General features: G+C 74.6%; 10 protein-coding genes. 3 read left to right on the top strand and 7 right to left on the bottom strand.

What is annotated here, in order from left to right; translation table 11 throughout:
* Nucleotides 1–8 precede the first annotated feature (8 nt).
* Complete coding sequence (locus ACZ62B_RS18180) at nt 9–2,150, bottom strand: hypothetical protein (RefSeq protein WP_468723152.1); 2,142 nt, start codon at nt 2,148–2,150, stop codon at nt 9–11.
* A 220-nt stretch (nt 2,151–2,370) separates the two neighbouring features.
* On the opposite strand from ACZ62B_RS18180, the gene ACZ62B_RS18175 reads away from it, so the two are divergent.
* From ACZ62B_RS18175 to ACZ62B_RS18165, 3 genes are all read left to right on the top strand, one after another.
* The gene (locus tag ACZ62B_RS18175; protein ID WP_344566979.1) at nt 2,371–2,994 is read left to right on the top strand and encodes a hypothetical protein; all 624 of its coding nucleotides are present in this window, start codon (nt 2,371–2,373) and stop codon (nt 2,992–2,994) included.
* A 158-nt stretch (nt 2,995–3,152) separates the two neighbouring features.
* The gene (locus ACZ62B_RS18170; protein WP_344566981.1) at nt 3,153–3,788 is read left to right on the top strand and encodes a ribonuclease H family protein; all 636 of its coding nucleotides are present in this window, start codon (nt 3,153–3,155) and stop codon (nt 3,786–3,788) included.
* An 87-nt stretch (nt 3,789–3,875) separates the two neighbouring features.
* Nucleotides 3,876–4,454 carry a hypothetical protein gene (locus ACZ62B_RS18165; RefSeq protein WP_344566983.1) on the top strand — a complete coding sequence of 193 codons (579 nt, stop codon included), beginning with the start codon at nt 3,876–3,878 and terminating at the stop codon, nt 4,452–4,454.
* Nucleotides 4,455–4,462: 8 nt separating this feature from the next.
* Here the strand turns inward: ACZ62B_RS18165 and ACZ62B_RS18160 are convergent, their stop codons facing one another.
* The 6 genes from ACZ62B_RS18160 to ACZ62B_RS18135 all read right to left on the bottom strand — a co-directional run bounded on the left by ACZ62B_RS18160 (nt 4,463) and on the right by ACZ62B_RS18135 (nt 12,652).
* Entirely contained in the window at nt 4,463–5,647 is a 1,185-nt protein-coding gene (locus ACZ62B_RS18160) for a vWA domain-containing protein (RefSeq protein ID WP_469691074.1), read from the bottom strand.
* Nucleotides 5,648–5,658: 11 nt separating this feature from the next.
* Entirely contained in the window at nt 5,659–6,864 is a 1,206-nt protein-coding gene (locus tag ACZ62B_RS18155) for an AAA family ATPase (RefSeq protein WP_344566987.1), read from the bottom strand.
* Nucleotides 6,861–8,687 (bottom strand): ankyrin repeat domain-containing protein, encoded by a 1,827-nt coding sequence (locus ACZ62B_RS18150; protein ID WP_469691072.1) that lies wholly within the window; start codon nt 8,685–8,687, stop codon nt 6,861–6,863. Before ACZ62B_RS18150 ends, ACZ62B_RS18155 begins: the two co-directional genes overlap by 4 nt.
* Complete coding sequence (locus ACZ62B_RS18145; RefSeq protein ID WP_344566991.1) at nt 8,684–9,820, bottom strand: leucine-rich repeat domain-containing protein; 1,137 nt, start codon at nt 9,818–9,820, stop codon at nt 8,684–8,686. Before ACZ62B_RS18145 ends, ACZ62B_RS18150 begins: the two co-directional genes overlap by 4 nt.
* Complete coding sequence (locus ACZ62B_RS18140) at nt 9,820–10,044, bottom strand: hypothetical protein (RefSeq protein ID WP_344566993.1); 225 nt, start codon at nt 10,042–10,044, stop codon at nt 9,820–9,822. Before ACZ62B_RS18140 ends, ACZ62B_RS18145 begins: the two co-directional genes overlap by 1 nt.
* Nucleotides 10,045–10,162: 118 nt before the next feature.
* Nucleotides 10,163–12,652, bottom strand: a complete 2,490-nt coding sequence (locus ACZ62B_RS18135; RefSeq protein ID WP_344566995.1) for a DUF4132 domain-containing protein — start codon at nt 12,650–12,652, stop codon at nt 10,163–10,165.
* Between the last annotated feature and the right edge of the window lie 166 nt (nt 12,653–12,818).

Below are 12,818 nucleotides of genomic sequence, written 5' to 3'. Positions count from 1 at the left end.
CGTCTCCTTCAGTGGACGTCGGTGTGCGGGAGATGCTGGATGGTGAGCGTGCCGTCGGCCATGCCTGCCGCCATCAGGCGGGTCAGGTCGTCGAGCGCGGCCGTCTGCTCGCGCAGCAGGGCCGCATGTCTCTCCGTCTCGGCGAGGACGGCCTCGTACAGGTCGGCCTCGGCACTGCTCAGGTCGGGGATCACCAGGTCCTCGATGCTGCGGGACGCGCGCACGGCACCACTGGTGCGGGCGTGTTCCCCCGCCGCCGCGCGCAGCAGCGCCGCCAGCACCCGGGGGCGTACAGGCGGGTCGGCGTCGGGGTGGACGCGCAGGATGCGAGCGGGCGCCGCGACCAGCGAGATGCCCTCCGTGTCGACGTACACGCCGAACCGCGGGTGAGCGGTGACCACAAGGTCCCCGGGTTCGGTGAACTGGGCGTGCTCGTAGGCCGTGAGGAGGATGCCCCGGTCGATGCGCCGGCCGCCGATGCGGGCGGTGCCGAGGATCTCCTCGGGGGTGAGGACCGTGTAGTGGCCCGCGGGGGTGAGGTGTTCGGGGTCGAAGCGGTGGCCGGGGCGGCGGCGCAGGCGGCGGGCGCGCAGGAGGCGGCCGACGGAGGTACGGCGTGCCGGCTGGTTCTCGGGGCGCGGTTCCGCCCGGGCGTTCAGCCGGAGTTCGCCGGTACGTGAACGCTCGTGGAGCTCACTCAGCCGACGTTCCAGGTCCGCGATGACCGCCGGGCGTTCCACCACCGTCCGCGTATGGCGGGACGCGAGCGTCCGGTGCCGCGGAGCGAACGCGGTGCCGGGGCGGCCGTCGAGGTCGGTGCCGTGGACGATCGCGGCATGACGTGGCTCGTGGCGCCGGTCGGAGGTCCATCCCGAGGCACGCCAGATGGAGACGTCCTCGGCGAGCGTGTCCAGGACGGGATCGGTCAGCGGCCGGGCGGAGTAGTCCGCGAGGAGGACGAGACCCGTGCGCTGCTCCTCGGGGACGCGGGCGAGGACCCAGACCGCCGTGCGGTAGCCGGGGCGGTAGGCGTACGCGCCGTCGGGAAGGCTGATCGCCGCCTTGAGCAAACCGGGCTTCAGAAAGGAACGGCGCAGGCGGTCGGCGTCGCCGTGCCGGGCGAGCGGGCCGGTGAGGACGTCCGCGGGACCGAGGACGACGGCGGTGGCTCCGGTGTCGAGGTAGTCGGTGAGGGCGGCGACCTGCTCCAGGACCGCCTTCGCCTCGCGGGTCTCGGCGGCCTCGTAGGGCAGGGCGCAGACGAGGAGGTTCGGGTCGCCCCACTCGTCGGCGGTCAGTTCCTCGCCCTCGACGACGTCGAGCCGGAACTCGTACACCCCGCGGACCAGCATCCGGCGGCGGACCAGGCGCACCCGGGCCGGGTCGGGGTCGGCGGCGAGGTAGACGTGGCCGGAGTCCTCGGCGGCACGGTCGTGGAGGGCGGCCGGGAGGTCGCCGGAGCAGGCGTGCGGGACGGCGATCACCGAACCCTCGTCGAGGGTGTCGACCCCGGAGAGCGCGGCGAGGGCGCGGACCACGGCCGGAGTGGGCCCGTCGGCTGCCGGATCGTGGGAGCCGAGGCGGTGGCGGGCCTGGAGGATCCAGTCGAAGGCCTCGGTGGGGTTGTAGGCGGCGTCGATCAGCTCGTCGGCGAGCACGGCGAGGGCCGGGCCGGTGTGCTCCGGGTCGGGCAGGGCCCGCAGCTCGGAGAGGAGGAAGCGGTCGTCGGGGTCGAGGTCGGCGGCCCGTTCCAGGAGGGCGCTCCAGGAGTGGCCGTCCGCGACGCGGGCGTCGAGCTGCTGGTGCAGGCAGACCAGGGAGGTCAGCGCGCCGATCAGGACGGGCGCGGGCAGGGCCGGGGTGCGCCAGGCGGCCAGGGTGTGCAGGGCGAGCTCCGCGCGGAGCCGGCGGGCGTCGGTGTTGCCCCGGCCGGTGGAGGCGAGCCAGTCGACGACGGCACGGGCGTCGAAGAGCGGACGTCCGTCCTCGTGGGCGACGGGCGCGGGGAAGTCGGGGTGGCGGCGGGCCCAGGTGGTGGGGACCGGGCGCTTGACCTGGGCGAGGGCGGCGATCTCGGCGTACGTGATCCGCCAGGCCGGGGTTTCGGACAGGATGGCGGAGGGCGTCTTCGCGGCCGTGCGCGTCGTCATCGGACGTGTCCCCCTCCCCCTGGGTCACCGAGGCCGGTTCCCCCGCCTCGCCGCCCACCCCTCTCGACGGGGCAGGCGTCGGCAATCTACAGCTGGACCGAAAGACAGGAAGAAACCCCGCTGATAATACGGGTTATCAGTGATCTCCTCCCTGCTCCTCCGGAACGACGGGCACCTTGTGACCACCACGTGCCACGACGCCGACCGGAGGACCACCGCGATGAGCCACCCGCCCTCGACACCGCCCGGCACCCCTGGCCCCTCCGGTTCCGGGAACGCGCCGAGCTGGGGCGCCGTACCGCCGATGCCCGCTCCGCCGGCCGGTGCCGGGCAGCCCCCGGCGGGCGTGCCCGCCGGGCCGAAGCCGTCGCGCCGCAAGACCTGGCTCACCCACGGCGCGACCGCGCTCGTCGCCCTCGTGATCGGCGCGGGCGTCGGCGGCGGGGAGTCCGGCGGCAAGGACGACTCCGCCGCTCCCGCCCCGGCCGTCACCGTCACCGAGACCGCGCCCGCCGAGGCCGGCGAACCGGAGCCGGCCGTCACGGTCACCGAAGAGGTCACGGTCACGCCGAAGCCGGCCGAGAAGCCCGGAGCGGCCACCACGGTCGAGGGCGACGGCCAGTACCTCGTCGGCGAGGACATGAAGGCCGGCACCTACAAGACCGCCGGGCCCGACAAGGGCAGCATCATCGAGAACTGCTACTGGGCGCGCACCAAGGACGCCTCCGGGGAGTTCGGCGCGATCATCGCCAACGCGAACCTCCAGGGGCAGGGCCGGGTGACGGTCAAGAAGGGCGAGTACTTCGAGACCAACGGCTGCCAGGAGTGGACCAAGGTCGGCTGACCGGCCGCCGCACACGCCGCCGCGCTCGTGGGGGGACGCGGCGGACACGGGGCGGGCGGCCGGGACCGGACCGCCCGCCCCGCCCTTCCCCCTTCCGCCACCCGCCACCCGCCACCCGCCACCCGCCACCCGCCCGACGTGAACAGGAGGGTCCGTCGATGGGCCGCCGTTCCCCGCTCGCCCACGCACCCCGCCCCACCCTCAAGGGCCGTCCGCAAGTGCACTTCGACGGCGTGGTCAAGGCCGTCTCCCGGACGCCGATCGTCCTCGCCACGGACGCCTCCGTCACCGGCGACAAGGTCGGCACCGGCTACCTCGCCACCACCGGCGAGACCGGGCTGCGCGCCCACGCCTACCCGCGGTACCTCACCGCACCCCGCGTCCGTGTCGTCGTCACCGAACTCCGGGCCGTGTACTGGGGACTGCGGCGGATCTTCGCCGCGCACCCCGGACGGCCCGTCGAGGTGCGCGTCGACAGCCTCGACGCCCTGGAGCTCCTGCACGAGTGGCGAGGCGGCGGCTGCCGGATGCCGGACGGGTACGAGACCCGGCTGCGTTCGCAGGGCCGCCGGCCCAGCCTCGTCAAGCTGCAGATGTACGCCGAGTACACGCCCGGCCTGACCTTCGTCCACGAGAAGGCCCACGTCGGCAACCCGCTCAACGAGGCCGCCGACTCCCTGGCCAAGCTCGGCCTGCGCTCCCTGCACGGCAGGGTTTCGGCGGCCGAGATACCCCGGCTGGTGCCGCTCTGGGCGAGCGGGGCGCTGGCCGAGTACCGGCGCGGCCGGGGCTGAGCCCCGTATCCGCTCGCCACGCCCTCCTCCCGCCACGCCTCCGTCCCCTCACGCCTCCGCGCCCTCGTGCCGAAAGGAAGTTCCGCGATGTCCTCCCCCGAGCAGCAGCCGCACACCCCACCCCCGGCCACGGCCCCCGGAACGAGCCGGGGAACGGCCGAGGAGCCGGCCCCCGCGTCCGCCGAGCCGCTCCCCGCCCCGCCCGACCACCCGCCGGCCGCGTCCGCCTCCCGCTGGTCGCGGCTGTCGCGCGGCGCCGCCCTCGCGATCGGCGCCGGCCTCGGGGCCGCCGTGGTGGGGGCGTGCTGGGCGGGGGTGTCGCTGGCCGACGGCTCGGAAGGGTCGTTCAGCACCGACGGGACGCTCACCGTCACCGGGATCGGCGCGGGCCTCGCCTCCGGCGACCCGTGTACCGGAACGGACGGCTACTCCGACATCGACTTCGGCGCCCAGGTCAGCGTCACCGACGCCGCCGGGACCCTCGTCGCCAAGGGCGGTCTGGGCCTCGGCCGGAAGACGGAGCTGGGCTGCGAGTTCCCCTTCACGGTCGACGACATCACACCGGGCTCGAAGTTCTACACGGTCGAGGTCTCCCACCGCGGCGGCCTCACCCAGACCGAGGACGAACTGCGTTCGGGCGGCCTCGCGTTCACCCTCGGCGACTGACCACGCCGTCAGGCAGTGACCCGTACCGTCTCCACCCAGCCCGGGGGCTGCGGCGCACCGTCGCCGATCAGGGCCGCGATCAGGCGGCAGGACGGGGTTTCGGCGGGCCACGGTGTGAAGCCGTCGGTGAGGACGATGACGATGGTCGGGCGGTCGCGGGCCGCGAGGGCCGCTTCGATGCCGACGCGCATGTCCGTGCCGCCCCCGCCGCCGAGGGTGATCTGTTCGGTGGCCGTCACCCGGGACACGGCGTGCACGTCGGCGTCGCAGGCGAGGACGGTGACGCGGTTGCCGCGCACGCCGACCTCGCGCAGGACGCCCGTGACCTCGCCCAGGGCGGCCGCGAGTTCCGCGTCGCCCATCGAGCCCGAGGTGTCGACGACGACGGCCACCCGGGGCAGCGGGCGGCGCAGGCTGGGCAGGACGACGCCGCGCAGCGCCGGGGTGCGGCGCGACGGGCGGCGGTAGGTGTAGTCGATGGCCCCGCCGGCCCACGCGGCGGCTTCCCGCACCGCGCCGGACAGCGCCTGCCGCCAGTCCACCGTGGGTTCCAGGAGTTCCTCGGCCCAGCGCTGCCAGCCTTCGGGCAGGGTGCCCCGGGAACGCTGGTGGGCGCGCATCGCCTGGGCGGTGTGCCGGCGCAGCGCCTGGGCCTCGACGTCACCGAGCGCGGCGGGGCCTGCGGATCCGGGGAGTTCCCAGGGCACGGGGCGGCCGTGGGCGCCCGATCCGCAGTCGTGTTCCCGTACGTGCTCGGGCAGTTGCGGCAGATACACCTCGAACAGCTGTCCGCCGGGCAGGCCGAAGAGACGGGGCTCGACGCGTCCGGCGGGCAGGCGCAGGCCGTCGGTGAGGAGGTCGTCGTTGATCTCGCAGTCCTGGGCGACGTTGACGCGGTACCGGTCGCGCTGGTCGGCGGCGGGGAGCCGGCCGGCGCGGCCGTGGTGGTCGCGCAGCAGGTGCGCCGCCTCGTGGATCCAGACGCCCGCGAGTTCCTCCACGGGGGTCGCGTCGACGAAGGCGGGTGACACGTAGCAGCGCCAGTGGCGGTCCACGCCCATCGTCGGCACGTCGGGGCTCGGCACGACGGTGAGGGCGTACAGGGCCGACGCCAGGTAGGGGCGGTCGCTCGCCGCGCGGTAGCGGGCGGCGAGCAGTTTGGTCGTGTCCAGGCGGCCGCGGGGGTCCGTCATGCCCGCGTGCCTCAGCGGCCGCCGGGCAGGGCCCCGGACATCTGCAACAGGTCCAGGAACCCGTCGATGCCGGGGGGTACGGGCCAGTCGAGCCGGCGCATCGACGCGAGGTCGGTGGCGGCACGGGCGGCCACGTCCGGTACGCCCGCGTCCACGGCCTTGGCCAGGACCGTCCAGCCGGCCTCCCAGCGGGGCCGGGTGAGGTCGCTCTGGATGGCGGCGACGACCGCGATGAGGAAGGCGAGTTGGCGGTCGCCGCGCTCGGGCAGGGCGAACGCGTCGGGGTCGGCGAGGACCCGCTCGGGGTCGGGCAGGTCGAGGTGCTCCAGGTACGACAGCAGTTCGATGCCCGCGCCGTCCCCGACGGCGCCGGTGAGCGCGGCGGCCGTGGCCTCGCGGCCGGCGCCGGTCGCGTATCCCGTGGCGAGCAGCCGCAGCGCCATCTCCCAGGTGCGCGGGGACGGCCAGGAGCGGCCCCGGCTCTCGGCGTCGGCGGGGATGTGGTGGACCAGTCCCGGGCGGGCCGTGAGGAAACCGGAGACGGCGCCGCGGGCCCGCGCGACGGCACCGGGCGCCTTGGCCGGATCGACCGCGGGGACGGCCACCTCCGGCCAGGTGCCGGCCATGCCGCGCGCGACCGTGGCCGGGTCGTGGGTCCAGTCGAGGTGGACGAAGCGGTTGGCGAGCGGCGGGCTGAGGTGCCAGCCGTCGGCGGCGCTGGAGGGCGGGTTGGCGGCGGCGACGATGCGCACCGCGTCGGGCAGGACGAGGCTGCCGACCCGGCGTTCGAGGACGACCCGCAGCAGCGCCGCCTGCACGGCCGGGGGCGCGGAGGACAGTTCGTCGAAGAAGAGCAGGCCCTGTCCGGCGCGGGTGAGCCGGACCGCCCAGTCGGGCGGGGCCATCGGCACGCCGGTGGTGGCCGGGTCGTCCCCGACGATCGGCAGCCCCGCGAAGTCCGACGGCTCGTGCACGCTGGCGATGACCGTCTCCAGCGGGAGGCCGAGTCCGGCGGCGAGCTGCTCCAGACCGGCGGACTTGCCGATGCCGGGTTCGCCCCACAGGAGGACGGGCTGGTTGGCCGTCACGGCCAGGGCCAGTGCCTCCAGTTGGGGGTTGGCGGCGGGTTCGGTGCGGTGCGTGCGCAGCCTGGCGACGAGGTCGTCCGCGGCGGCCAGCGGGGCCGGTCCGGTGCGGGGGGCGGGGTCGGTGCTCAAAACGGCGGTTCCTTGCTGTACTCGACGGGCTCGTCGGGCTCGGGCTCGGGCTCGACAGGCTCGTGATCGTCCGCTTCCTCCTCGTTGCGGTCCATGTACTCGTCCCACCAGTCGGCCCCGAGGCCCGGGTGCTCCTCCCGGACGCGCTTCCGGAGGAAGGCCAGGTCGGACCGCTTGTAGCGGCGGATGACCTGGGCCAGCGACAGCTCCATCCGGTCTTCCACGTCGATCCGGGCGCCGGCGGCGAGGAGTGCCTCCACCAGGGCCCTGGAACCGCCGTCGTTGACCGCCACGAACAGCGGAGTACGGTCCCGCTGGTCCCGGGCCTCCAGGTCGAGTCCCGCCGCGAGCAGCCGGGGCAGGAGCGGTTCGTGGTCGAGGAGGTGCAGTACGTGGAGCAGTGAGCGTCCGGAGGCGTCGCGGACCCGGGGGTCCACACCGGCGTCCAGGAGGTGGAGCACACCGTGGGTGTCGCCGTGCTGGGCGCGCAGGAACAGGTCCTGCCGCTGGGCGCGCAGTGCCTTCGGCAGCCGGCCGCTGCCCGACGCCCAGGTCTGCTCGACGGCGAAGCATCCGGCGACGGCGCCGCCGAACGCGCGCAGGGCCCGCTCGCGCTGCTGCTCCTCGTCGCTGTGCGGCATGCGGAGCGGACCGCCCGGACGGAAGCCCACCTCGTGCCATTCGCCCCGGCATCGCACCCGGACGGGGGCGGGATCGGTGGGGCCCGGCGGGCCGCCGGGCCCGTCGGCGACCCGGAGGTCGGGGAACAGCGCCTCACGGACCAGCGGATGCAGATGTTCCGGTTCGACCCCGCCGACGCGCAGCAGGTCGAGGTCGGGGAGCCTGCGCCAGAGCGCTTCGGCCAGGAAGGGCACGCCCTTGGCCTCCTCGCGGCCGACGGCCCTCGCCCCGAGACCGGTGGCCGTCGGCTCCAGCAGGACGCAGGTGCGCCAGTCGCCGGCGACGAGGAAGCGGTCCCCGACACCCTCGTCCGTCAGCCGGCGGACCTCCCGCTCCAGGCGGGTGTGGTCGAACGCGATCCTGCCGATGAGCACCGCCGGATCGGCCCGGTACCAGCCGGGGCCGGTCGGGGGTGTCAGGTCGAGCTCGGTCCCGGCGGCGGCGAAGGCCGCCTCGATCTCGCCCTTCTGGTGCAGCAGGGTGACCCACTCGGCCCGGGCCGCCGCGTCGGCGGGGCCGGGGTCGGCCGTGGGCAGTTCGTCCGTACGGCGCGGCCGGCCGTCGGGGTGGAAGAAGGCGGGCCGCTCGGTACCGCCGCCGCCCCGCTCGCGCAGTCCGGCGGTGCGGCGCGCGTCCCACAGGTGCCGGGCGTACCGCCAGTCCTCGGTCGGGCGTCCGAAGACGCCGGCGGTCTTCTCGTCCGTGATCGTCCGGAACCGCAGGGTGATCCGCTGCGGGCCCTCCAGCATCGCGGGTGTGGTGAGGTGCAGGTACGGCGTGGTGCGGGGGCCTTCGCCCGCCCGCACCGGCCGGTAGCGGGCGAGGACCACGGTCCGGTCGGTGTCGAGGGTGGTCCAGCCGCCCAGCACCCGGGGCAGGTGCCAGCGCACCAGGTCCGGGACCAGGTGGCGCAGGTCGTCCTCCAGCGCCGCGGCGACGTCGTCGCCGCAGTGCTCGGCGACCTCCGGCAGGTCGATGTCGACGTCCACGCCGGCCGCCGCGCACGCGCCCCGCCAGTCACCGGCGGTACGGCGTTCGGTGGCGCGCTCGATCATCCTCCGGGGCACGGCGTAGCGGCGGATGCGTCGCCAACTCGCCGCCTCCTCCGGTGGGAAGCAGGGGAGTTCGGGGCGGCGGCTCACCGGTAGACACTTCCTATCGCGCGCAGGTCGGGGTGGGCCCCGGCCATGGGCCGCAGGCGCTGGGTGAAGGAGCGCTTCACCTTCCGGGGCAGTCCCGGTCCCAGACCGACGTACTCCAGCGGTGAGTCGTCCGGCACGGCCGCCAGCAGGGACTTCGCGCCGCGCCCGGTGAGCCCGGTGTGGCACAGCTCCAGCCTGCGCAGCGGGCTGCCCGCGAGGGCGGCGGCCAGGGCGCGGGCGCCTTCGTCACCGGTGGCGTTGGCGGGGGCGCCGAGGCTCCGCTCGGACATCGGCCGTCCCAGGTCGAGCGTCTCGATGGCGCCCAGGGCGTCGGCGAGGGCGCGAGCGCCGGCGGGGCCGATGCCGTTGCCGCCCAGGCCCAGGCGTACCGGCCGTCCGGCGTCGGCGGCGGCTGCCGCGAGGACGGCGGCGCCTTCGTCGCCGAGGTGGTTGGCGGGCAGGTACAGCTCGCGCACGCCCGCCTCCCGGATCAGCGCCGCCAGCAGGCCGGCGGCGTCGGCGGTCAGGCCGTTCCCCCCGAGGAAGAGGCGTTCCACCGGGCGCGGGCGGCCGGTGAGGGCGTCGAGCAGGGCGCGCAGGCCCTCGGTGGTGACACCGGTGTTGACCAGGTCGAGGGTGCGCAGCGCGGTGTTGCGGCGGAGCGTCGCGGCGAGCGCCACGGCGCCGTCGTCGCCCACCGGGTTGCGCTTGAGCCACAGGGCGCGGACGGTGTCGTCCGCGGAGAGCACGCCGGCGAGCGCGGCGGCGCCTTCCGGGCCGATGCGGTTGCAGCCGAGGTAGAGCGTGTGCAGGCCGTGGCCGTCGACGAGCGCGCGGGCGACCGTCGACGCCCCTTCGTCGCCGATGGCGTTGGTGCCGAGCAGGACGTGCCGGGCGTGCGGCGACGCGGCGGCGACGGGCATCAGCCGGGCGGCGCCGGCCGCTCCGAGGCCCTGCTTGCACAGATCGACACGGCCGTCCGCGCGCACGGTGCCGAGCGGGAACGTCTCGTCGCCCTCCACCGCCCGGTCCGACCTCAGCCGGGCCAGCAGCGGGTCCAGGCCGACAGGGTCACTGATCGGGATGTCCGGGTGCTCGATCGCCGGGCAGCGCACGGGTGTCGGCTGCGTCATCACCACTCCACCGGTCCATCGCCGGTGCCCGGCTCGCCGAGGGCGGCATCGCCCTCCGCCCGCCCAGGACGGACCGACGCCAATCGACGTTCCTCCACGACAAGGGCGGCAAGGCCGGTCGGATTCGAACCGACGTCCTCCAGCTTGATGCTAGGGCGCGACGACCTCTGCGCTACGGCCTTGCCGTGGAAGATCATAGCGGGATCGGCCGCGATGTCGATCACTTGTTTGAATGAGGTCTTCTGCGCGCCGTCCGCGCACGGGGCGCCACCGGTCCCTCAGCCGCCCACGAGGGCGACGAGCTCGATGAAGCGGTCTCGTCCCGGAACGTCACGGTGGCCATCAGGCACCTCGCTCGATCTGCCTGCGGATGGACTTGTCGGTGATCTTGGTGTCGGCGGCGAGCAGGAACGCCTTGCTGAGGATCAGGGAGAGCCGTTCGTCCTCGAACGGCAGGAAGACCTTCCCGCCGCCCTTGCCGCGTGACGGGACGACGCACAGGTAGGCGTCGTGCGGTTCCATCAGGATGTTGGCCGAGCCCAGGTGGATCTTGTACGTGCCCAGGTCCCCGCGGACGATCAGGAAACGGCCGTCGAGCGTGCACCGGCCGGCGATCCTCAGCCGCGGCACGATCCGCTCCAGCGCCTCCCGGCGGACCTCCGCGCTCGCCGTCAACGCACCGAACGTGGCCGTCCGCCAGTACCCGGTGTAGCGGTCCTCGCCCCGGTCGGTCCAGTCGGGATCGGCGGCGATCGAGGTCACGCCGACGAAGAGGTCGACGTCCCGCATCGCCTCGCTGAACACCAGCGGGGGCACCTCGGACAGCTGAGCCTCCCGCCAGCGCCGGCCGTCCCGGCGTTCGAAGCGGACCTGGTCCGTCGCGGCGTGTTCGGGCGCGTAACCACCGTCGTCGGTGGCGGGCTCGTGGTGGAAGCAGGCCCGCCACGCGCCGTCGCCGAACTCCGCCCGCGCCTCGCCGTCGTAACCGCCTTCGTGCCGGCCGAGGAAGTTGGCCTGCCAGCCGCGTTCCTTGAACAGCGCGTAGAGCTGCCGGTAGTGGACGATGTGGGCGGCGAACCGGTTGGAGTAGCCGCCGGTCTCCTCCTCCGCCGGGGTGAGCAGGTAGATCTCCCGGAAGGCCTGCTTGAACGGCTGCCGCAGCCGCTCGGTGACGAGCCGCTCCCGCCACGCCCTGATGTCGCGCGTCGACGCCCGGATCGGATGCCACAACCGCACGCGTTCGGGCGCGCCGGGCGGCTCGGCCGCCGGTGCCACCGCACGCCACTCGCCGTCCGCGTCCCGGAACTCCCAGATCAGGCCGCGGACGAGAGTTCCGGTGACCGGATGGTCGCGGTAGTAGCGGCACCACTCGTCGTACGGCCACTCGCGCCCGGCCGACATCAGCGCCTCGACGCGGGCCCGCTCACCCGACAGCGTCCCCCGCACCTCCCTGACCAGGGCCTTCAACTCCTTGAGAGCGTCCGGGAAGCCGTCCTTCACGGCCGCCGGTGCCGTGCGGGACGTCCCGCCGTCGGGGCGTGTGAAGGTGAGCCGCACGCTCCTCGCGTCCTCGATCGCCACCCTTACCCGGTGTCCGTCCCACTCCCGTTCCAGCGAACCGTCCGGCGCCAGGCCGTGGTCCGGCACGCTGCGCTCGATGAGCTGTTCCGCCGTGATGCCCTGCTTCCCCGCCGCCGTCACCAGCGCGGTGTCGAGCTGCTTGCGCAGCGCCCGGTGCCTGATCCGGGACCGCAGCCGCCACAGGACCTCCAGCGAGGCCGGATCGCCGGTCTCGGCCAGCGCGTTGACCGCCGCGCCCGCCAGCTTGAGGTCCGTCACCACGCCGGTCCCGGTACCGCCGGTCCGCAGCGCGAGCGCGCCGAGGTGCCGCACCGCGGCCGGGTCGCCGGTCAGCGCGGCCGCCCAGAGGACGCCGCGCGCCAGGTCCCCGTCGTTCTGGTGGGCGACGTAGTGGTAGTGGTGATCGCCGTGGGCCCAGTCGGCGTACTCACCGTTCTCCCTGCTGCACAGCGGATCGTCCTCGGCCAGGGCCCGTAGGACGTCGGCCACGAGGTCCCGCGCCGACGCCGCGTCCGCGAGTTCGAGGCACGTCCGCCGCCACTTCTGTGTGGGGCGCGGTCCCGACAGGTCGGCCAGGTGCCGTACGAAACATGCCAGTTCCGGCGTCGGTGCGGTCTTCGCCCGGTCGCCCAGCGGAGCTGCCCAGGGAGCGTCGGCGGGGATCAGTCCCTCGGGGATGTGTGCCTGGTCCACGCTCGCGAGCAGTGCTCGCAGGCGCTGGGCGAGCGACGCGCACGTGCTCGCCCCGACCGTGGTGTCCATGAGCTCCTGGTGTGCGTGCCGCAGCCAGGGCATGACCGCGCGGCGGCCGTCGGCGTCGAGCCGGTCGGCGGCGTCCAGCGCCGACCCCAGCGAATCGGCGAACCACCAGCCCATGTCGTGCTCGGTGGCGCGGAGCAGCATCACCGCGACCTCGTCGGGCGTCCAGCCCCGCACCCGCGCGGTGAGGGACCCGATCTCGGCGCCGTAATCCCACATCGTGTCGCCGAAGCAGGCGGCCAGCGTCAGGCACAGGACCGCGGCCCTGCCCTCCTCGTCCGCGCAGGCCGCGAGCCGCCCGTCGATCTCGGCCCGGGTCGCCGCGCCCGCCGCCGCGAATCGCTCGTACTCGCGTCCCAAGGACATCCGGAACTCGGTCCGCTGACGCTCCAGGAGGTCGACGAGCCAGCGGACGCGGTCGAGCGCGGCGGACCTCACGTCGTCGAGCGAGTCGTTCCTACGGGATTCGGCCACCAACGTGTCGTACAGCATGGCGGGATGATGACAGGGGGCACTGACAACGCGACCGGCTCAAGGCCTCGCCCCTGGGACGACGCCCTCCCGAACGCGCTCGTGACACTGGTCCGATGGCCGGCGAACCGCTCGTGGACCGTGTTGCCGGTCTCCTCGGTCGGCGGCTCCGCCAGGCGCGGGCGGA

The organism is Streptomyces sp. NPDC053426 (assembly GCF_055585405.1).
The sequence above is the reverse complement of the archived record's forward strand: the minus strand, read 5'-3'. Positions and strand labels throughout refer to the sequence as shown.